15 protein-coding genes and 2 tRNA genes are annotated in these 20256 nt (G+C 63.1%); 5 read left to right on the top strand and 12 right to left on the bottom strand.

Translation table 11 applies throughout. The annotated features are described in order from the left end of the window. Positions 1-89: 89 nt before the first annotated feature. A complete protein-coding gene (locus tag P6U27_RS16395; protein WP_162500588.1) occupies positions 90-950 on the bottom strand; it encodes a class I SAM-dependent methyltransferase in 861 nt (286 codons plus the stop codon). A 254-nt stretch (positions 951-1204) separates the two neighbouring features. Between P6U27_RS16395 and P6U27_RS16390 the strand changes: the two genes are divergently transcribed. Then, positions 1205-1564, top strand: a complete 360-nt coding sequence (locus tag P6U27_RS16390; protein WP_122402984.1) for a hypothetical protein — start codon at positions 1205-1207, stop codon at positions 1562-1564. Between the two features lie 192 nt (positions 1565-1756). Here P6U27_RS16390 and P6U27_RS16385 read toward each other — a convergent pair. The 7 genes from P6U27_RS16385 to P6U27_RS16355 form a co-directional block, all read right to left on the bottom strand. Continuing rightward, positions 1757-1833, bottom strand: a tRNA-Val gene (locus P6U27_RS16385). A gap of 63 nt (positions 1834-1896) precedes the next feature. Continuing rightward, positions 1897-2301: a GFA family protein gene (locus P6U27_RS16380; protein ID WP_122402983.1), complete on the bottom strand. Its 405-nt coding sequence runs from the start codon at positions 2299-2301 to the stop codon at positions 1897-1899. A gap of 68 nt (positions 2302-2369) precedes the next feature. Beyond that, positions 2370-4793 (bottom strand): endopeptidase La, encoded by a 2424-nt coding sequence (lon, locus tag P6U27_RS16375; RefSeq protein WP_122402982.1) that lies wholly within the window; start codon positions 4791-4793, stop codon positions 2370-2372. 323 nt (positions 4794-5116) lie between these two features. Further along, positions 5117-6388: an ATP-dependent Clp protease ATP-binding subunit ClpX gene (gene clpX / locus P6U27_RS16370; RefSeq protein ID WP_008547851.1), complete on the bottom strand. Its 1272-nt coding sequence runs from the start codon at positions 6386-6388 to the stop codon at positions 5117-5119. Between the two features lie 413 nt (positions 6389-6801). Further along, on the bottom strand, positions 6802-7437 hold the full coding sequence (locus P6U27_RS16365) for an ATP-dependent Clp protease proteolytic subunit (protein WP_027559514.1): 636 nt from the start codon (positions 7435-7437) through the stop codon (positions 6802-6804). Between the two features lie 378 nt (positions 7438-7815). After that, positions 7816-9177 (bottom strand): trigger factor, encoded by a 1362-nt coding sequence (gene tig, locus P6U27_RS16360; RefSeq protein ID WP_407194307.1) that lies wholly within the window; start codon positions 9175-9177, stop codon positions 7816-7818. Positions 9178-9352: 175 nt separating this feature from the next. After that, positions 9353-9437 (bottom strand) — tRNA-Leu (locus tag P6U27_RS16355). 154 nt (positions 9438-9591) lie between these two features. Here P6U27_RS16355 and P6U27_RS16350 point away from each other — a divergent pair. Then, complete coding sequence (locus P6U27_RS16350; protein ID WP_122402980.1) at positions 9592-10893, top strand: multicopper oxidase family protein; 1302 nt, start codon at positions 9592-9594, stop codon at positions 10891-10893. Between the two features lie 4 nt (positions 10894-10897). Here the strand turns inward: P6U27_RS16350 and P6U27_RS16345 are convergent, their stop codons facing one another. Further along, positions 10898-12397, bottom strand: coding sequence for an NAD(P)H-hydrate dehydratase (locus P6U27_RS16345; protein WP_162500251.1), 1500 nt, complete (start codon positions 12395-12397; stop codon positions 10898-10900). A 380-nt stretch (positions 12398-12777) separates the two neighbouring features. Here P6U27_RS16345 and P6U27_RS16340 point away from each other — a divergent pair, with 380 nt between their 5' ends. Beyond that, positions 12778-13116, top strand: coding sequence for a P-II family nitrogen regulator (locus tag P6U27_RS16340; RefSeq protein WP_007603495.1), 339 nt, complete (start codon positions 12778-12780; stop codon positions 13114-13116). 153 nt (positions 13117-13269) lie between these two features. Further along, positions 13270-14679 (top strand): type I glutamate--ammonia ligase, encoded by a 1410-nt coding sequence (gene glnA, locus P6U27_RS16335; RefSeq protein WP_122402979.1) that lies wholly within the window; start codon positions 13270-13272, stop codon positions 14677-14679. A 190-nt stretch (positions 14680-14869) separates the two neighbouring features. Here glnA and P6U27_RS16330 read toward each other — a convergent pair whose 3' ends face one another. The 3 genes from P6U27_RS16330 to P6U27_RS16320 all read right to left on the bottom strand — a co-directional run bounded on the left by P6U27_RS16330 (position 14870) and on the right by P6U27_RS16320 (position 18451). Next, a complete protein-coding gene (locus P6U27_RS16330; protein WP_122402978.1) occupies positions 14870-15631 on the bottom strand; it encodes a slipin family protein in 762 nt (253 codons plus the stop codon). Then, positions 15628-17010 (bottom strand): NfeD family protein, encoded by a 1383-nt coding sequence (locus P6U27_RS16325; protein ID WP_407194451.1) that lies wholly within the window; start codon positions 17008-17010, stop codon positions 15628-15630. Before P6U27_RS16325 ends, P6U27_RS16330 begins: the two co-directional genes overlap by 4 nt. Before the next feature lie 478 nt (positions 17011-17488). Next, complete coding sequence (locus P6U27_RS16320; RefSeq protein ID WP_129144927.1) at positions 17489-18451, bottom strand: AraC family transcriptional regulator; 963 nt, start codon at positions 18449-18451, stop codon at positions 17489-17491. Between the two features lie 310 nt (positions 18452-18761). Between P6U27_RS16320 and P6U27_RS16315 the strand changes: the two genes are divergently transcribed. After that, complete coding sequence (locus tag P6U27_RS16315; protein ID WP_407194306.1) at positions 18762-20252, top strand: outer membrane protein; 1491 nt, start codon at positions 18762-18764, stop codon at positions 20250-20252. Positions 20253-20256: the final 4 nt, after the last annotated feature.

The following is a 20256-nucleotide window of genomic DNA, read 5'->3' as shown; positions in this document are numbered from 1 at the left end:
GAAGATCCAGGATTGCTTCGTCGCCAGCGCAAATTGCTTCGCAATCTTGTCGCGGGCTCCTCGCAACGACGGGTGTGGAGAAAACGGGCCTACGCAGCCCTCGCCGTCACGATCCAGATCGCGCCCTGCAGCACCACGCTTTGCCCCTTCAGGAATGGCGCGAGCGTTTCGCGGATCGAGGCTTTGGCCGCTTCATAGGTCTCGGCCGGATGGCCCTGCAGCGCGCGGCTGGCCGGACCGATCTGCAGCGAGCCGTCGACGGCGGCATCGAGACCGCCGCCGATCGCAATGTCCATCGCGAGATCATGCGGCTCCATTGCCACATCCGCGAAGCCTGCACCCTTCAGGATGCGCGTCACGCGCTCCTCTGACGCAAAGGCGAACGGGCCCGGCTCCTCCGGCCCGACCGGCGGCATCTTCGGCACATGCTTGTAGACCGCCATCAGCGGCGCCATCATCCAGGGATTTTCCTTCGGCTCGCGCCAGCAGACGAAAGCAAGCCGCCCTGTCGGCCTCAGCGCGCGACGCAAATTGATGAAGGACGCAATAGGGTCGGCAAAGAACATTACGCCGAAGCGCGACGCCAGCAGATCGAAGCTCGCCGGCTCGAACGGATGCACCGTCGCATCCGCCAGCACGAACTCGAGCGGCAGGCCCTTTGGCGCAAGAGCCCGCGCCTGCGACAGCATCGGCTCGGACACGTCGAGGCCGAGCGCGAAGCCGTCAGGCGCCACTACCTTCGCGAATGCCACCGTCGTCGCACCGGAGCCGCAGCCGACGTCGATGACACGCTCGCCCGGCTTCGGCTTGGCGCGGTCGATCAGCACATCGGCAATCGGCCCGAGCAGCTTCTCCTGCACCGCGTGGCGATCGGCCCAGCGCTGCCCGCTCGGGCCGTTCCAATAGGCGATCTGGTCGGCGTTCTGCTCGTGTCCGCTCGGCTGTTCCATCAGGTCTTTGATCCCTAGCATTGTCGATCCGCCCGTCCCGCAATTGCGGGGGGTCACCTGGTCGGATCCCCGCCCGGATCGTAGCGCAATTTTCTGCAAGGACCACACAGTCGCTGCTGTCGAGAATTGGCCGCGCTTTCCGGCAGGAAGTGCTCGCATTTTGGTCGCATAGCTTTCACCGAATGGCCCCATCAGAAGCAGACGACAACCAGATTTCGTGGATAGCATTTTCAGGTTGCTCACCTTGGAAAGGCATGACCATGCGCAGCATCATGGGCCCCCTCATCATCGCAACCCTCTCCTTCGGGACGCCGACCTTCGTGCAGGCGCAAGGAACATCGTCGCAACCGGGAACAGAATCATCGCCCGCTCAGAGCACCGTCATCCGTCAGATCCAGGTCATCGACATCAAGGACCTGCAACCAGCCGTGCGCTCGAAGGTCGATGAAATCGTCGCACAGACAAGCGATGACGATATTCAGTCGCTCCGGAAAACGATTGATGCAACGCCCCAGGCGGCGTCCGCGCTGAAGGCGAAGGGGCTGACTTCGTCGCAGGTCGTTGCGATCAACATTGCCGAAGGTGTCCTGACACTATTTACCAAGACGGCCTGACATTTCCATCGGGAATGACGACGCGCCACTGTGGGGCACGTGACCGCTCCACGGGGCCGTTGGCACGTCCGACCGAGGTTTGCAGCCTTTCGAACGAACTAGCCAGCCGCAACGAATGGAGGCTTTGCGCTGATGCCATGCTCCAATTGGTCGCCCGGCATGGCAGCCTGCTTGGCCCCGCAAAGCGAAGACTGGTGGGCGGTCACGGATTCGAACCGCGGACCCTCTCGGTGTAAACGAGATGCTCTAACCAGCTGAGCTAACCGCCCCCGGCCGCCTCTTTAGCCTCACAGGCCCTGGACGGGCAAGCGCGGAACTTCATTTCCTGGACCTCAATCCTGCGGCCGCCCCGGCAACAGCGGCACGGCGTCGATCCACACCGCCGCCGACTGGCACCATATCTGCCTGGAGGGCCGTAATTGGTCGCGCTGGCGGATGCTGCCCCAGCGGATGCCCCAATCGTCGGCCTGGTCGCCCTCGCCGCTGGTGAACAGCGGGGAACCGCAGTCGGCACAGAAGTGCTGGAAGCGCATCCGGCCGTTGTCGCCGCGCTTGCCGTAGAGCTTTGGCGCGCCGGCGGTCAGGCGGACATCGGACTTGGCGCAGATCGCGGTCACCCGGAACGGCGAACCCGTCAGCGTCTGGCAATCGGTGCAGTGGCACACCGAGACCGCCTCTGGGTCGATCTCGGCCTCGTAGGTGATCTTGCCGCAATGGCATTGCCCGTCGACCTGCATTGCCTCCTCTCCTCGCCACAAACAAAAACGGCGCCCGGAGGCGCCGTTTTATCATCTATCAATGAGCCTTAGTGAGCGGTCAGACCGCCGGCGGCTTCGTCGCCGTCCGGCTTCACCGTCACTTTGGTGTCCTCTTCCCAGACGATCGGCACCGGCTTCTTCACCAGCGCTTTCGCGACGACGTCGTCGAGGCGGGAGACCGGGATGATCTCCATGCCGCCCTTGATCGCATCGGAAATCTCCGTGAGATCCTTGGCGTTGTCCTCGGGGATCAGCACCGTCTTGATGCCGCCGCGGGCCGCGGCCAGCAGCTTCTCCTTGAGGCCGCCGATCGGCAGCACGCGACCGCGCAGCGTGATCTCGCCGGTCATCGCGACATCGTGGCGGACCGGGATGCCGGTCATGACCGAGATGATCGCGGTGGCCATCGCCACGCCCGCGGACGGACCGTCCTTCGGCGTCGCGCCTTCCGGCACGTGCACGTGGATGTCGCGCCGGTCGAACAGCGGCGGCTCGACGCCATAGTTGATCGCGCGCGAGCGGACATAGGACGCCGCCGCCGAGATCGATTCCTTCATGACGTCGCGCAAGTTTCCGGTGACCGTCATCTTGCCCTTGCCGGGCATCATGACGCCTTCGATCGTCAGCAACTCGCCGCCGACATCGGTCCAGGCAAGGCCGGTGACGATGCCGACCTGCGGCTCGCTCTCGATCTCGCCGAAGCGGTACTTCGGCACGCCGAGCAGCTCTTCCAGAGTCTTCTCGGTGACCTTGACCGCCTTCTTCTTGGAGATCATCAGCTCCTTCACCGCCTTGCGGGCGAGTGTCGAGAGCTCACGCTCCAGGTTGCGCACGCCCGCTTCGCGGGTGTAGCGGCGGATCAGAAGCAGCAGCGCGTCGTCGTCGATCGAGAACTCCTTGGAGTCCAGGCCGTGCTTGGACACCGCGTTGGGGATCAGATGCTTGCGCGCGATCTCGACCTTCTCGTTCTCGGTGTAGCCCGCGATCCGGATGATCTCCATGCGGTCCATCAGCGGGCCCGGAATATTGAGCGTATTCGCGGTCGTGATGAACATCACGTTGGACAGATCGTAGTCGACCTCGAGATAGTGGTCGTTGAACGTTCCGTTCTGCTCGGGATCGAGGACCTCGAGCAGAGCCGACGACGGATCGCCGCGGAAATCGGCGCCCATCTTGTCGATCTCGTCCAGCAGAAACAGTGGATTGGACGACTTCGCCTTGCGCATCGACTGGATGATCTTGCCGGGCATCGAGCCGATATAGGTGCGGCGGTGACCGCGGATCTCGGCTTCATCGCGCACGCCGCCGAGCGAGACGCGCACGAATTCGCGCCCCGTCGCCTTCGCGATCGACTTGCCGAGCGAGGTCTTGCCGACGCCGGGAGGTCCGACGAGGCACAGGATCGGCCCGGTCAGCTTGTTGGCGCGCGACTGCACCGCGAGATACTCGACGATGCGTTCCTTGACCTTCTCGAGCCCGTAGTGATCGGAGTCCAGGATGGCTTGCGCCTGCTCCAGGTCCTTCTTCACCTTGGACTTCTTGTTCCACGGGATCGACAAGAGCCAATCCAGATAGTTGCGCACGACGGTCGCTTCCGCTGACATCGGCGACATCTGGCGCAGCTTCTTCAATTCATGCTGCGCCTTCTCGCGCGCTTCCTTGGAGAGCTTGGTCTTGGAGATCTTCTCTTCGAGGTCGGCGAGCTCGTCGCGACCATCGTCGTCGCCGAGTTCCTTCTGGATCGCCTTCATCTGCTCGTTGAGATAGTACTCGCGCTGGGTCTTCTCCATCTGGCGCTTGACGCGCGAGCGGATGCGCTTCTCGACCTGCAGCACCGAGATCTCGCTCTCCATCAGGCCCAGCACCTTCTCCAGGCGCGTGGTGACGGACAGCGTCTCCAGGATGCCCTGGCGATCCGCGATCTTCACGGCGAGATGCGAGGCAACCGTGTCGGCGAGCTTGGCGAAATCGGTGATCGCCTGCACGACGCCGACGACCTCGGCCGAGATCTTCTTGTTGAGCTTCACATAGCTCTCGAAATCGGAGACGACCGAGCGCGCCAGCGCCTCCGCCTCGACCGACTTCGCATCGGTATCGGCGAGCGCAACGGCAGTCGCCTCGTAATAATCGGCGCGATCGGTGTATTTGGACACGCGCGCACGCTCGAGGCCCTCGACCAGCACCTTCACGGTGCCGTCGGGAAGCTTCAAGAGCTGGAGCACGCTGGCGAGCGTCCCGGTCTCGTAAATGGCATCGGGCGCCGGATCATCGTCGGACGCGTTCTTCTGCGTCGCGAGCATGATCAGCGCGTCGTTCTTCATCACCTCTTCGAGCGCGCGGATCGACTTCTCGCGGCCGACGAAAAGCGGAACGATCATGTGCGGGAAGACGACGATGTCGCGCAGCGGCAGCACCGGATAGGCGTGCGCTTCGCCATGGACGATGGTTGGCCGGGGTTTGGGATTAGTCATGGCCTTTTCCTTTTGCTTTGCCCCCTTGCACGCAGCCCGCTGATCATGCGCAACCACCACAAGGTGCCGAGGTGATCCGCAAGACCGGTCGGTCCTTTTGCGAGTTGGACCGGCTTGTCGGATCGGAACTGAGGCGAATCTTGAAGAGAATTTTCGCTCGCCGCCAACATTAGGTGGCTATCGACCCGGGGGGTGTCAAGTCACTGAAAAACGCGCGCCATCAGGCGCTTACGCACGCACTAAGCGACGCACCACCGACTGCGGAAATACCAGTTCCGCAGCCCACCTCGGCGAGACAATTGGAGCGTTCCAGCGCCGCCAGATCAGGCGCTGGCGTTCTCGACGGCGCGATCGGATCGATCGGCGTAGATGTAGAGCGGACGCGCCGTTCCTTCCACCACTTCTCGGGAAATCACGACTTCTTCCACACCTTCCAGACCCGGCAGGTCGAACATGGTCTCGAGCAGGATCGCCTCGAGGATCGAACGCAGGCCCCGCGCGCCGGTCTTGCGCTCGATCGCCTTGCGGGCGACCGCGCCAAGCGCCTCGTCGGCGAAGGTCAGCTCGATGTTCTCCATCTCGAACAGCCGCTGGTACTGTTTCACCAGCGCGTTCTTCGGCTCGGTGAGGATCTTCTTCAGCGAGGTCTCATCGAGATCCTCGAGCGTCGCCACGACGGGCAGACGGCCGACGAACTCGGGGATGAGGCCGTACTTCAGGAGGTCCTCAGGCTCGACGTGACGGAAGATTTCACCGGTACGGCGATCCTCCGGCGCAAGCACCTGGGCGCCGAAGCCGATCGAGGTCGACCGTCCGCGTGCCGAGATGATCTTCTCGAGGCCGGCGAAAGCGCCGCCGCAGATGAACAGGATGTTGGTGGTATCCACCTGCAGGAACTCCTGCTGCGGATGCTTGCGGCCGCCCTGCGGCGGAACCGAAGCCACGGTACCTTCCATGATCTTCAGCAGCGCCTGCTGCACGCCCTCACCCGACACGTCACGCGTGATCGAGGGGTTGTCGGACTTGCGGCTGATCTTGTCGATTTCGTCGATGTAGACGATGCCGCGCTGGGCGCGCTCGACATTGTAGTCGGCGGCCTGGAGCAGCTTCAGGATAATGTTCTCGACGTCCTCGCCGACATAGCCGGCTTCGGTCAGCGTCGTCGCATCTGCCATCGTGAACGGCACGTCCAGGATGCGGGCGAGCGTCTGCGCGAGCAGCGTCTTGCCCGAGCCGGTCGGACCGATCAGCAGAATGTTCGACTTCGCGAGCTCGACGTCGTTGTGCTTGGTCTGGTGGTTGAGGCGCTTGTAGTGGTTGTGCACCGCGACCGAGAGGACCTTCTTCGCATGGCTCTGGCCGATCACGTAATCGTCCAGCACCTTGCAGATTTCTTTCGGCGTCGGAATGCCGTCGCGCGACTTGACCAGCGAGGACTTGTTCTCCTCGCGGATGATGTCCATGCAGAGCTCGACGCACTCGTCGCAGATGAAGACCGTGGGACCCGCGATCAGTTTGCGGACTTCGTGCTGGCTCTTGCCGCAGAACGAGCAATATAGCGTGTTCTTGGAGTCGCTCGTGCCGACCTTACTCATTCATGTCTCCGTCCGCGGTTCGATCCCGTTCCGCTCGATCGCTCCATTCCGACACGACGGCCGGTATGAAGCTTAAGTAGAGCAAATTCCGTACCAAAAAAGACCCTACGCATTACATCCAGTGCGAATCACGGTCACTCGATTCCCCGCGATCATAGCCGATCAATCGTAGCCAACCATGCTGTCACCCGACTATCAAGAATTCGCTAATCGGGGGTCGCCGGCTACCCGTGACAATACCGTGATTTCCGGACTTGGCACGGGCCAAAGTGATCGAAAATCACCCCGGCGTTGCGGGATTGCCACGAAAAACAAGCACGAAAGCGGAACTTCCCGCTTGTCGCAGCGCGCAAAACCGCGTTTTGCGACGCGCACCCGCCGACCCCCGGGATCGCCGTGACGCCCCAGTAATGCTACGGGGCTTTCGCCGGCGCGGGCTCCTCGGCGCGCTTGTCGATGACCTTGTCGACGAGACCGAACTCCTTGGCGTCATTCGCGGTGAGGAATTTGTCGCGTTCCAGCGCATCCTCGATCGACTTGTAGGTCTGGCCGGTGTGCTTCACGTAGATCTCGTTGAGCCGCTTCTTCAGGTTCAGGATTTCCTGAGCATGCAGCATGATGTCGGTGGCCTGTCCCTGGAAGCCGCCGGAGGGCTGGTGCACCATGATGCGCGCGTTCGGCAGCGAGAAGCGCATGTCCTTCTCGCCGGCGGCGAGCAGCAGCGAGCCCATCGAGGCCGCCTGCCCCGTGCACAGCGTCGAGACCGGCGGGCGGATGAACTGCATGGTGTCGTAGATCGCAAGGCCCGATGTCACCACGCCGCCCGGCGAGTTGATGTACATCGAGATTTCCTTCTTCGGATTTTCCGCCTCGAGGAACAGGAGCTGCGCGACGATCAGCGTCGACATGCCGTCCTCGACCGGGCCGGTCACGAAGATGATGCGCTCCTTCAACAGGCGCGAGAAAATGTCGTAGGCGCGCTCGCCACGGTTGGTCTGCTCGACCACCATGGGCACGAGGTTCATGTAAGTTTCAACCGGATCGCGCATGAGTCACCTAGGGTTTTCGGAGACGGACATCGCCGGGCCTGGCTGCCAGTTTGGCTGGATGCGCCGGAGGGGCGGATGGACGTCCCGTGATGCAGGAACTTGGTAGAGGTAGAACGCGTAGCGACAGATATAGCCCAATTCGCGCCTGACAAGTGCGGAGCGCATTAAGGCTTAATCCGTGAGGCAGTTGAAGCTGATTCGTAGAATGAGGCCCAGCCGGCCATCTGGCTAGCTGGGCCTCTTTCCTGATCATCCTTAACAGAGGACTGTCCCGGAGCTCCTTTCCGATGGAATCGGAAAGGGGTTCTAGCTTCTATTTTCGACGCGTTTTCTTCGCGCGAAGCGGTATCCACTTCGCTCGAAAACGCTGTGGAGCCTTCAGGCTGCGGTCTTTTCCGCATCGTCGTCCTTGTAGAGGTCCTCGCGCGAGACCTTCTTCTCGGTCACGTTGGCGAGCTCGAGGATGAAATCGACGACCTTGTCCTCGTAGATCGGCGCACGAAGCTGGGCCAGCGCCTGGGCGTTGTTGCGGTAATAGTCCCAGACCTCCTTCTCGCGGCCGGGCATCGAGCGCGCGCGCTCGATCACGGCGCGGCCGACTTCGTCGTCGGTCACGGTGATCTTGTTCTTCTCGCCGATCTCGGAGAGCACGAGGCCAAGCCGCACGCGGCGATCGGCGATCTTGCGGTACTCTTCCTTCGCCTTGTCCTCGGTGGTGTCCTCGTCGGCAAAGGTCTTGCCGGCCGAATCCATCTCGGCCTTGACCGAATTCCACATCAGATTGAACTCCTCGTCGACGAGCGAGGGCGGCGCTTCGAAGCGATGCGCCTCGTCGAGGCGGTCGAGCAGCGCGCGCTTGACGCGCTGGCGAGTCGCGGTGGCGAACTCGGCGGTCAGGCGCTCGCGCGCGGCTTCCTTGAGCTTGTCCAGCGATTCCAGGCCGAGCGACTTGGCGAACTCGTCGTCGATCGCAAGGTCCTGCGGCGCCTCGATCAGGGTCGCAGTGGTCTCGAACTCGGCGGGCTGGCCGGCCAGCTTGTCGTTCATGTAGTTCTTGGGGAACGTCACCTTCAGCGTGCGGGTCTCATTGGCGCCGATGCCGATGAGCTGCTCCTCGAAGCCCGGGATGAAGGTGTTGGAGCCGATCACGACCTGGATGCCCTCGCCGGTGCCACCCTCGAAGACTTCGCCGTTGATGCTGCCCTTGAAGTTGATGGTGACGCGATCGCCGGAGGCGGCCTTGGCGCCATCACCCTTGTCGGCATAGGTGCGGTTGGAATCGGCAATGCGCTTGATCGCCTCGTCGATGTCGGCGTCGGAGACATCGGCAACGGGCTTCTCGACCTGGAAGGTCTTGAAGTCGGCGAGCGCGATCGCCGGCACCACCTCGATCGCAACCGTGTAGGTCAGATCGGTCTTGCCGCTCAGCAGCTCCTCGACGTCCTTCTGCTCCGTCGGCATGGTGATCTTCGGCTCGGTCGCGAGACGGAAGCCGCGCTCGGAGAACAGCTGTGTGTTGGTGTCGCGGATGGTCTGATCGATGGTCTCGGCCATGACCGAGCGGCCGTAAACCTTCTTCAGGTGCGAGACCGGCACCTTGCCCGGACGAAAGCCGTTGATGCGGACCTTGTCCTTGAGGTCGACGAGCTTGGCACCGGCCTTGGCATCAAGATCAGACGCGGGAACGCTGATCTTGAACTCGTGCTTCAGACCTTCCGAGAGGGTTTCTGTGACCTGCATGGCGTCCAATCTTCTTTTCGTTCGGCCCCGGCACGTCGCGCGTCGGGACGCTGTCATTAATCGATCCGGCGCGAGGCAAACGCCTCCACGCCGGTGGTTCATCGGACCGGCTTCAAGGCGGACGATCATCCGCGCGGAAGCAGGTCTCGTAATCCGTGCAAACGCGATAAGCGCTTGGTGCGGGCGGAGGGACTCGAACCCCCACAACTTTCGTCACTGGAACCTAAATCCAGCGCGTCTACCAGTTCCGCCACGCCCGCGTGAATTTGCATCAAGACCGGCCGCGATGCCGCGGGCGGCCGGGCTTATAGCATGTGCCTGACTGTTCGCAGCAAAAAAATGGCCTGATGGAGGCAGGCTTCAAGTAGGCACGATGGCTGGACTTATCCAGCGCCGCGTGGTCGGGATCACGCCATGACAACGCGGATTTTTGCCCCACATCGGCGCCAGGTTTTGGCAGGCCTCGGAGCCTCGGCAGCCGGGCTGATCGGCGGCGGCGCGGGCCCATCCGTGACGACCCAGCTCGCGCTTCAGGCGAGGCCGGCAACGCTCGCTCTGAAACCCGATCAGCCGGCTACACCGATCTGGGAGCTGGCCGCGGTAAGTCATCTCAGGGACGTTCGTCTCAAGCGCGGCGACCGCTGCGAGGTGGTGTTTCGGAACGACCTGCCTGTACCACTTGCGCCGGTCTGGTACGGCCTCAATGGCGCGACCGCGACCGACCCGCTGCGGGGGCGTGCGCCCGCCGCGCCAGACACGACCGAAACATCAATCATTTCAATACCAAGCGCGGGAACCCTGCTGGCTGACTTCCGTCTCTTCGAGGGCAGCCTGAAGCAGCCGGCGCGCCCGCTCCCGATCATCGCGACCGAGACCAACCGCGTCGCCGTGGACCGCGACGAAATCCTGCTGATCGAGGAATGGCGCCTCCGGCCGGATGGCACCGCGGTCCCGCCAGGCCAGGACCCAAAGGACACGACGCCGCTCTATACCGTCAATGGCCGAACTTCATTCGATCTCTCAGCTTCGGCCGGCGAGCGGCTTCGGCTGCGCTTCATCAACGGCTCCCAACGTACTGTTCTGGCAATCAAATTGGAGAGCCACGAGGTCCGCGTGATGGCCCTGGACGGACAACCAGCCGAGCCGTTCCCCGCGCGCAACGGCGCGGTGGTGCTGGCCCCGGGCGCGCGAGCCGACGCGTTCGTGGATACGGTCACATCGGCCCCATTCCTGCTCCATGACGGCAAGGAGGTGCGCCGGGTCGGAAGCCTCGCCATCACTGGGACGCTGGAGCGCGCACCGCTGTTGCCGCCGCAACCGCTCCCTTCGAACGACCTCCCCGAAAAGCTCGATCTGGGAGGCGCCCTGCGGTTCGATGTCGCGCTCGGTGCGCCGGACGCCGGTTGGACACGGCCCGCGAACTTCTCCACCGCCTCTGCCCCCGCCTTCCGCGCCAAGACCGGTCGCACCGTCGTGCTGGCCCTCAAGAACCCTGCCCCGACCAGCACCGTGTTCCACCTGCACGGCCACCCCTTCCGCCTGCTCGACAAGCTCGACGACGGCTGGAAGCCCTACTGGCTCGACACGCTCGCGATCGAGCCCGGCCAGACCCAGCGCATCGCCTTCGCGGCGACCTCACCCGGGCGCTGGCTGCTCGAATCCGTGGCGACCGATTGGGCAGCGCCGCGCTTGGTGCGCTGGTATGGGGTGGAGTGAGCGGTCAGTATTCGATGCCCAGCGCATCATAGATCCGCCGGTGCACGGCCGGCAGCGTCTCGGTGAGGTCCTCCGCGATCAGGCCCGGCCCGGCTTCGCTTGCCGCTTCGCCATGCATCCAGACGCCGATGCTCGCGGCCTCGAACGCCGGCACGCCTTGGGCCAACAGGCCTGCGATAATGCCGGACAGCACGTCGCCGGCACCGGCCGTGGCGAGCCAGGGCGGCGCGTTGGCGGCGATGGCGGCGCGGCCATCGGGGGCCGCGACGGTTGTGTCCGGGCCCTTCAGGAGCACGACCGCGCCGGAGCGCTCGGCGGCGGTGCGGACGCGCTCGAGCTTGGAACGGCCGGGATGCTTGTTGCTGAGATCGGAGAACAGGCGCGGAAACTCGCCTTCGTGCGGGGTCAGCACCACTGCACTGTCCCCCGACGACTTGATCCACTCGAACAGGCGCTCGGGTTTCGCCGCAAAGCTCGTCAGCGCATCGGCGTCGAGCACCAGATGCCGCTGCGCCGACAATCCGGTGTGGACCATGTCGCAGGTGCGTTCGCCGACGCCGGCGCCGGGGCCGATCATGCAGGTGTTGTAGCGCTTGTCACCGAGCAGCTCGCCGAACTCGACCGCGGTGTCGACGGGGCGGACCATCACCGCCGTCAGCGCGCTGGCATTGATCGCGAGCGCAGCGCGTGGGGTCGCCAGAGTCACAAGGCCGGCGCCAGCGCGCAGGGCGCCGCGCGCGGCGAGCCTTGCCGCCCCCGTCGCGGCGGCATCGCCGGAGACCGCCAGCACATGGCCGCGCGCGTATTTGTGGCCGTCGATACGCGGCACCGGAAAGGCGGCACCCCAGACTTGCGGATCGTTCTCGAAGATCTGTGGCCGGATCTCGTCCAGTACTTCGGCGCCGATGCCGATATCGGCGAGCCGCACGCGGCCGCAATGCATGCGGCCGGGCAGCAGCAGATGCGCCGGCTTCTTGCGGAAGAAGGTGATGGTCTCGGTGGCGTTCACCGCCACGCCCATCACGGCCGCGCTGGTGCCGTTGATGCCGCTCGGCAGGTCGACTGCGAGCACCGGGGCACCGTTGCCGTTGATCGCCTCGATCATTTCACGCGCCTCGCCGTCCACGCTGCGGCTGAGGCCGGCGCCGAACAGCGCATCAATGATCAGCGCCGGCCTTCCGATCGCCTGTGGATTGAACGGCAGTACCGGATGCTTCCAGCCCCGCGCGGCGGAGGCCGCATCGCCCTGGAGCTGGTCGCGCTCGCACATCAGGATCACCGAGACCTCGCGCCCCTGGGCGGCGAGTTCGGCGGCTGCGACGAAACCGTCGCCGCCATTGTTGCCGGGACCGGCGACGATCAGGATCGGCCCCTCCTCCACCAGCGCATGGGCGGCCTCGGCGACCGCCTGGCCCGCGCTCAGCATCAGCTTGAAACCGGGCGTGCCGGCCGCAATGGCGAGTTGGTCGGCCCGCTGCATCTCGGCGTTGGTCAAAACTTCCATGCCACTTCCTAGTACAAACGCCTCTTCAACAGGCATCATCCTTGCCGATCCGACGGCAGGGACGTCGACTTGCACATATATTGAACCGTTTGCCTATTTCGTAGTCTTCGGTATTTTGTGCAGGTCGGCGCCTCATCCAGAGATGCTCGTTAAAAGACTGATAACGCTCCAATAACCAGGGCATTTGCAACTTGGCATAGACCCTGCTTTCGAGGAAGCCGCTTCGGTTTGTCGTGCTCACTGGCATCTTACAGGGGGTGACCGGCCGTTGTTGCCGGACTGGTCAGGGATCCCGGCATAGAGAAGACAAGATCGTGCGTTGAGAAATGCGCATCCTGACGAAGACGTTGCTATTTGATCGAAAGGCCGGGAGTCGCGCAGTGAAGAAAATTGAAGCCATCATCAAGCCATTCAAGCTCGACGAGGTGAAGGAAGCGCTTCAGGAAGTCGGCCTCCAGGGCATCACCGTCACCGAAGCCAAGGGCTTTGGCCGGCAGAAGGGTCACGCCGAACTTTACCGCGGCGCAGAATACATCGTCGACTTCCTGCCGAAGGTCAAAATCGAGATCGTGATCGGCGACGATCTGGTCGAGCGCGCCATCGATGCGATCCGCCGTGCCGCGCAGACCGGCCGCATCGGCGACGGCAAGATTTTCGTCTCCAACATCGAAGAGGCGATCCGCATCCGAACCGGCGAATCCGGGCTGGACGCTATCTGAGCCGGGTGCTATCCCGCATTTTGCGTCACTCCGACAAGAAATAAGGCTGCTTCGGCGGCCTGATTTCGTTTGTGCGGTCGCGCGCGAACTCGCCAAAAGCGAGAATAATCTTGCTCACCTGGAAACCGACCCGCAGAGCCATAAGGGGTATGCATGAAGACCGCCAAAGACGTCCTGAAATCGATCAAGGACAACGACGTCAAATACGTCGACCTGCGCTTCACCGATCCGCGCGGCAAGTGGCAGCACGTCACGTTCGACGTCAGCATGATCGATGAAGACATCTTCGCCGAAGGCACGATGTTCGACGGCTCCTCGATCGCCGGCTGGAAGGCGATCAACGAGTCCGACATGTGCCTGATGCCCGATCCGGTGACCGCGACGATCGATCCGTTCTTCGCCGAGACGACCATGGTCATCACCTGCGACGTGCTCGAGCCGACCACCGGCGAGCCTTACAACCGCGATCCCCGCGGCATCGCCAAGAAGGCGGAGGCGATGGTGAAGTCGATGGGCGTGGGCGACACCGTGTTCGTCGGCCCGGAAGCCGAGTTCTTCGTGTTTGATGACGTGCGCTTCTCCGCCACCCCCTACAACACCGGTTTCCGTCTCGACTCCTCGGAGCTGCCGACCAACTCCGACACCGAATATGAAGGCGGCAATCTCGGCCACCGCGTCCGCACCAAGGGCGGCTATTTCCCGGTTCCGCCGCAGGACTCCGTGCAGGACATGCGCTCGGAAATGCTCGGGGCCATGGCCAAGATGGGCGTCAAGGTCGAGAAGCATCACCACGAGGTCGCTTCCGCCCAGCACGAGCTCGGCATGAAGTTCGACACGCTGACGCTGATGGCCGACCACATCCAGATCTACAAGTATTGCATCCACCAGGTCGCGCACATCTACGGCAAGACCGCGACCTTCATGCCGAAGCCGGTCTACGGCGACAACGGCTCGGGCATGCACGTGCACCAGTCGATCTGGAAGGATGGCAAGCCGGTGTTCGCCGGCAACAAATACGCTGACCTGTCGGAGACCTGCCTCCACTATATCGGCGGCATCATCAAGCACGCCAAGGCGATCAACGCCTTCACCAACCCCTCGACCAACTCCTACAAGCGTCTGGTCCCGGGCTATGAGGCGCCCGTGCTGCTCGCCTACTCGGCGCGCAACCGCTCGGCCTCCTGCCGCATCCCCTACACCGCCTCGCCGAAGGCCAAGCGTGTCGAGGTGCGCTTCCCCGATCCGCTCGCCAACCCCTATCTCGGCTTCGCCGCGATGCTGATGGCCGGCCTCGACGGCATCAAGAACAAGATCGATCCGGGCCCGGCAATGGACAAGGATCTCTACGACTTGCCGAAGGAAGAGCTGAAGCAGATCCCGACGGTGTGCGGCTCGCTTCGCGAGGCGCTCGAGAACCTCGACAAGGACCGCGCCTTCCTGAAGGCCGGCGGCGTGTTCGACGACGACTTCATCGACGCCTATATCGAGCTGAAGATGACCGAAGTCGAGCGCTTCGAGATGACCCCGCATCCGGTCGAGTTCGACATGTACTATTCGGGGTAAATCGCCCGAACCGGACAAGAGATGCAAAAGGCGCTTCCGAAAGGGGCGCCTTTTCGTTTGCGCCGTTGGGCCTGCAGGCTGGGTTGGCCCCACTGGCGTAACCCACCATGCTTCAGCAAATGTGCGACGAAGTTGGTGGGTTACGCCCAGCAACCATTTGGACGAAGCTGGGTCGTCCGCGGCGTTACCCCTACGGGTTGTTGGGCCGCGGCATGAGATGGTCGAGCAAGCCGGCCGGCAGCGGAAACACGACGGTCGACGACCGTTCACCGGCGATGTCGTGCAGAGCCGCGAAATAGCGCAGCTGCATGGCCTGAGGCTCCTGCGCGAGGATCCGCCCGGCTTCGACGAGCTTTTCGGCGGCTTGCTCCTCGCCCATCGCATTGATCACCTTGGCCCGCCGCAAGCGCTCCGCCTCTGCCTGTTTGGCAATCGCGCGAACCATGGTTTCGTTGATATCGACGTCCTTGATCTCGATGCCGGTGACCTTGATGCCCCAGACGTCAGTCTGTTTGTCGAGTATCTCCTGGATGTCGGCATTCAGCCTGTCGCGTTCGGCAAGCATCTCGTCGAGCTCGTGCTTGCCGAGCACCGAACGCAACGTGGTCTGGGCGAGCTGGCTGGTCGCGGCCATGTAATCGCCGACCTTGATGATGGCGCGCTCGGGGTCGACGATTCGAAAGTACAATACGGCGTTGACCTTGACCGACACGTTGTCCCGCGAAATCACGTCCTGCGGCGGAACGACCTGCACCATCACCCTGAGATCGACCTTGACGAGTTGCTGCACGATCGGGACGAGGATGATGAGGCCGGGCCCCTTCACCCCGGTGAAGCGGCCGAGCGTGAAGACGACGCCGCGCTCGTATTCGCGCAGGATTCGAATGGCCTGAGATAGAAATATGACGACCAGCAGCGCGAGCGCCGCATAGGTCAAATATTCCAGCATCATGATGTACCTCCCTCGCCTCTTGGGGCGGGCGTGCGCCGTATCAGCAGCGTCAGGTCGATGACGTTGGCGATTTCGACGATGTCTCCAGGCTTGAACGTTTCGGCGCCGCGCGCGCGCCAGCGCTCACCATGGGCGAACACATGACCTTCGTCCCCGTTCCAGTCGAGAATCTCGGCAGGCAAGCCTCGCATCGCCTGCGCACCGACCCGTGCAGGAGCTTTGCGGACACGCCGAAGCGAACCAAGCACGACCAGAGCAACGCCGGCGAACACAGCTGCAGTGATGCCGATCACCCACCACGACAAGCGATAGCCGGGCGCCTCGACCCTGAACAGCATCAGCGCGCCGAGCACGAAGGCGATGATCCCCCCGAGACCGATCACCACCGTCGGATTGAAGGCTTCGATGGTGAGAAGCACCAGTCCGACCAGCATCAGGGCGAGACCGGCATAGTTGATCGGCAGCAAATTGAGTGCATAGAGACCGATCAGCAGGCAGATCGCGCCGATGACTCCGGGAGCGACGGCGCCGGGCGACATGAACTCGAAGATCAGACCGTAGATGCCAACCATCAGGAGAATGAAAGCGACGTTGGGATCGGTGATGACCGCCAGGAAGCGGGATATCCGTCCGGGCTCGATGGCTTCGACGACAGCATCTTTCGTCGCGAGGCGTTGTGTCTTGCCGCCTGCAAGCTCCGCCACGCGGCCATCGACCTGCCGCAGCAATTCGGCCTGATCGCGCGCGACGAGATCGATGGCATGTGCCTCGAGCGCGCCGTTGGCAGAGAGTGTCGCAGCCTCACGGACCGCCTTCTCCGCCCAGTCCGCATTGCGGTTGCGCAGCTCGGCGAGGCTGCGGATGAAGGCGACGGCGTCGTTCGTGGCCTTCGCCGTCATCGCGTCCTTCGGCTCATCCTTCTTGTCTTTGCCGTCCTTCTCCGGCGTACCGCTCGGCAGGCCCGGCAGTGGCCCGCCAATCTGGACCGGCGTCGCCGCGCCGATATTGGTGCCGGGCGCCATCGCCGCGATGTGGGTCGCATAAAGGATATAGGTCCCGGCACTCGCCGCGTGGGCGCCGGACGGGGCGACGTAGCCGATGACGGGGACGGGCGAGGCGAGCACATCCGCGATAATCTCGCGCATGCTGGAATTGAGACCGCCGGGCGTATTCATTCTCAGAAGCACGACCTCGGCACGCCGTTCGCCCGCCTTGGCCAAAGCCTGCCGCACATAGCTGGCCGACGCCGGGCCAATTGCCCCGTCGATCGAAACGACCAGGGCAACACCGCTGCTCTCCTCCGCTGAGCTGGGAAGGAGGCAACAGGTCAAAGCCACGGCGGTGATCGCCGCAACGAGGGCCGCCTTCATGGTCTGCACGGCAAGGGCTCCCTTGCAGACCATATGGTGGTCCTCTCGGGAACCTCAATGCTGCGCGTGGAGGCCAACGTCACGATTGTGCAACGCAATGCAAATCGTCACGCAGAATGTCGATGTGATCGGCTGAGTAGAGGAAGCCGCGGACCAGGTCACAGTTGGATCCGCCCCGCGTCAGGCGCGACTACCGCGCTCAAACATAGAGCTTGCGCCCGCCCGTCAGCCTTCGTTCTGCATCTGACTCCAATTCGTTCTCAAAGAACAAATCAGAGCCGTGAAAATCGGGACGGAGCAATTCCTACTGATTGGTTTATTCCGTGCGAGATTTCGATTGCGCATTGGACAGATGGCGCAATCGTCGCCGGCCTTGCCGTCGCAAGCGCGGCGGAGCTGGTCTTCGGCAGCGACCGTGTTGCCCATCATCGGGATGCAATTCCAGTTTGGAAATCCTGGTGGAGCAAGCGGCCGATCCGTCCGTAGCTTACTTGCAGGCACGGATCTCCGACGGGGACGCGCCGTAGACACGACGAAAGGTCCGATTGAAATATGAGATGTCGTTGAAGCCGGACCGGTGCGCGATGTCGCTGATCGAGCGGCCTGCGAGGCCGACATCCGTCAGCAACTTGTAGGCAGAGGCGAGCCGCTGGTTGAGGACAAACTCGGTAAAGCTCGTACCTTCGGTCTCGAACAGCCGTCGGACATAGGATTTCGAAATGCCCTGCTTGGCAGCCACAGAGTCCAGACTCAGCCCGGGATTGCCGGACTGCGCGCGGATGTGGGCTTTGATGCTCCGCATTCTGGCGGCTGCAAGGCCGCGCGTGTGCGCCATCTCGGCGGCATCCGGCGTGGCGCCCAGCAACAGGGCGCCGAGATCGAGCATGTGGTTCACGACGGCCCGCCGCATTGCGGCGTTCGCGAGCGTCTGTCTCTCATTGACGATGCCGAGATAATCCAGAAAGAGCGACAGCGCTGGATTCTGTTTGTCGAGCGGTCTGCCGATGGCGTCATCGAAGTTGCTGACCAGGGGCGCAATCAGCGCGCGGCTGATCCGCCAAGTGACCACGCGCCTCGTCGTGTAGTTGGTCGCGGTTCCCGGCAATCCATTCGTGGTCAGGGCCGCCTCCCCCGGACCGAGATGCGTCTCGTGGCCATTTTGATTGTGGATGGCCGCACCATCGAGGTTGAACACAATCACGGGATCGTCGTTGTCGATCATCGCTTCGGTGTGGCGACAGAAAATCGGAGAAACGGTCGCGGCCGCGACGGACATCCCAGGCAACGCCCGCAGCTTCATGTCGATCTGAAGCGCCGCGTCGGGCAACGGCTCGATCTCCAGCTTGAGAATTTCACGGCCGTAGATCTGATGAAAGGCTTCGATCCTGTCGCGCTCGGCAAAGGCGGAGCTCGACAGCTCCAATACGATCAATTCGTCGCCACTATCCAACGCACCGCTCCGTAACAGCAAGATCTAACAGCAAGATCGCCCGGCGGTCCTTTTGTCGCAGGAAATGGCGCAGCGTTCAAAGGACTTTCATGCAGCCTCCAATTCGGATGCGCTGGCGCTGCATGATGCGACGCGGGCTCCGGACCGACGCGCCTGCCGATGTGGCAAGGCGATCACACTGGATGGCAATCGTCAGACTTGTGTCGATCAGTCCAAGTCGGTGTAGCGCGTGCCCCAAGCCGAACGCGCCGCACTCCCGCTATAGCTCCCTGATGTTGCTCGAAATTGCGCGCCGGTTGCAGAGGGCTCAATGGCAATCACGGAAAAAATCATTTCGGCTGCTACACTTGGTCTGGCATTGACGCAGGCGGCATCCGCCGCAGACCTTCCTGTCAAAGCGGCTGCGCTTCCGCCTCCAATCGTCGATTGGAGCGGCGTCTATGTCGGCGTGCATGTCGGCTATGGCGGCGGCATGAACGATTGGTGGATTAACGACCCCCGCGAACCGACCGTCGATTATGCTGCGAAGGGCGTGCTCGCCGGCGCTCAAATCGGCATCAACAAGCAGATTGCAAATTTCGTTTTTGGCCTTGAACTGGACGGCTCATGGGCGAACATCCGCGGATCGCAGAGGCTGCGGCTCGGCTTCCCGTTCTTCGGCGACGTGACCAGCACCACCACCTCGAGGATTGACGCGTTGACCACGGTCGCCGGTCGCGCGGGGCTCGCCGCCGATCGCTGGTTCGCCTTCACCAAGTTCGGACTTGCCGGTGCCTGGGAAACGCACACCAGCAACGCCGCGGGCGATTTCGGCTTCGGTGCATTTTCCACCAGCCTCAGCGGACGAGAGTATCGCTGGGCGCCGCTGATCGGATTTGGAGCGGAATACGCGTTGGGAGGAAACTGGTCGGTCAAGGCTGAATACGATTACCTGCATTTCGGCACCCGGCAGGTTGGCATGAGCGGCAGCACCACGTCTGCCGGCGTGACGACTCCGGTCGCGGGAGATGTCCCGATTGCGCAGGATTCCATCCACCTGATCAAGCTGGGGGCGAATTACCGACTTGGTGAGGTCGCGGCCGATCCCAAATATCCGCCGGTCAAGACGGCATCCGGCACGAACTGGACCGGCGGCTTTGTCGGCGTGCAGGCCGGTTATGGTCTTGGTCGCGAGTCGCGCCATCAGGACCCCTCGCCTCTGCCGGGCAGTGGCAGCTTCGATACAAGCGGGTGGCTCGCCGGTTTTGATGGCGGCGTCAACGTGCAGTCCGGCGCGCTGGTCTTCGGCGTCGAAGGTGAATGGATGTGGACCGGCATCCAGGGCAGCCGGTCCTCTGCGTTTCCGCTGTTCGGCGCCGCGGCCACGAATGATCTGAGCACCTCGATCGACTGGCTTGCCATCGCCAGCGGCCGTGCCGGCTTCGTCGTCGGCGATCGCCTGCTCGTCTATGGCAAGGCGGGTGTCGCCATCGCCAATGAGAGCCACGCGTTCAATGGTGCGGCATCCTTCGGGGCCGTCAGCCAGAGCATGGCGGTTCAGGGGAAGATAGTGCACTCAGGCGGCGTGATCGGCGCGGGACTCGAATACGCGCTTGCCGGCAACTGGTCGCTCAAGGGCGAGTACGACTTCATCCGCATGATCAACCAGCATACGAGCCAGAGCGGCAGTTTCAATCAAACCGGCTTCCCCGCGGCAGGGGCCGCCGCCAACAGCTGGATCACGCAGGATCTGCATCTGTTCAAGTTGGGCGTGAACTATCACTTCAATCCGCTGCCCGGGGCCGTGACCGCCCGCTATTGATCGG

This window comes from Bradyrhizobium sp. STM 3566 (assembly GCF_045571445.1).
GTDB classification, from domain to species: Bacteria; Pseudomonadota; Alphaproteobacteria; order Rhizobiales; family Xanthobacteraceae; genus Bradyrhizobium; species Bradyrhizobium vignae.
This window is presented reverse-complemented; position numbering and strand designations above follow the sequence as displayed.

Bases quoted from the DNA above. Each gene is read 5' to 3' on its own strand.
- P6U27_RS16395 (WP_162500588.1), bottom strand. From the start codon at position 950: ATGGAACAGCCGAGCGGACACGAGCAGAACGCCGACCAGATCGCCTAT.
- P6U27_RS16390 (WP_122402984.1), top strand. From the start codon at position 1,205: ATGACCATGCGCAGCATCATGGGCCCCCTCATCATCGCAACCCTCTCC.
- P6U27_RS16380 (WP_122402983.1), bottom strand. From the start codon at position 2,301: ATGCAGGTCGACGGGCAATGCCATTGCGGCAAGATCACCTACGAGGCC.
- lon (WP_122402982.1), bottom strand. From the start codon at position 4,793: ATGACTAATCCCAAACCCCGGCCAACCATCGTCCATGGCGAAGCGCAC.
- clpX (WP_008547851.1), bottom strand. From the start codon at position 6,388: ATGAGTAAGGTCGGCACGAGCGACTCCAAGAACACGCTATATTGCTCG.
- P6U27_RS16365 (WP_027559514.1), bottom strand. From the start codon at position 7,437: ATGCGCGATCCGGTTGAAACTTACATGAACCTCGTGCCCATGGTGGTC.
- tig (WP_407194307.1), bottom strand. From the start codon at position 9,177: ATGCAGGTCACAGAAACCCTCTCGGAAGGTCTGAAGCACGAGTTCAAG.
- P6U27_RS16350 (WP_122402980.1), top strand. From the start codon at position 9,592: ATGACAACGCGGATTTTTGCCCCACATCGGCGCCAGGTTTTGGCAGGC.
- P6U27_RS16345 (WP_162500251.1), bottom strand. From the start codon at position 12,397: ATGGAAGTTTTGACCAACGCCGAGATGCAGCGGGCCGACCAACTCGCC.
- glnA (WP_122402979.1), top strand. From the start codon at position 13,270: ATGAAGACCGCCAAAGACGTCCTGAAATCGATCAAGGACAACGACGTC.
- P6U27_RS16330 (WP_122402978.1), bottom strand. From the start codon at position 15,631: ATGATGCTGGAATATTTGACCTATGCGGCGCTCGCGCTGCTGGTCGTC.
- P6U27_RS16315 (WP_407194306.1), top strand. From the start codon at position 18,762: ATGGCAATCACGGAAAAAATCATTTCGGCTGCTACACTTGGTCTGGCA.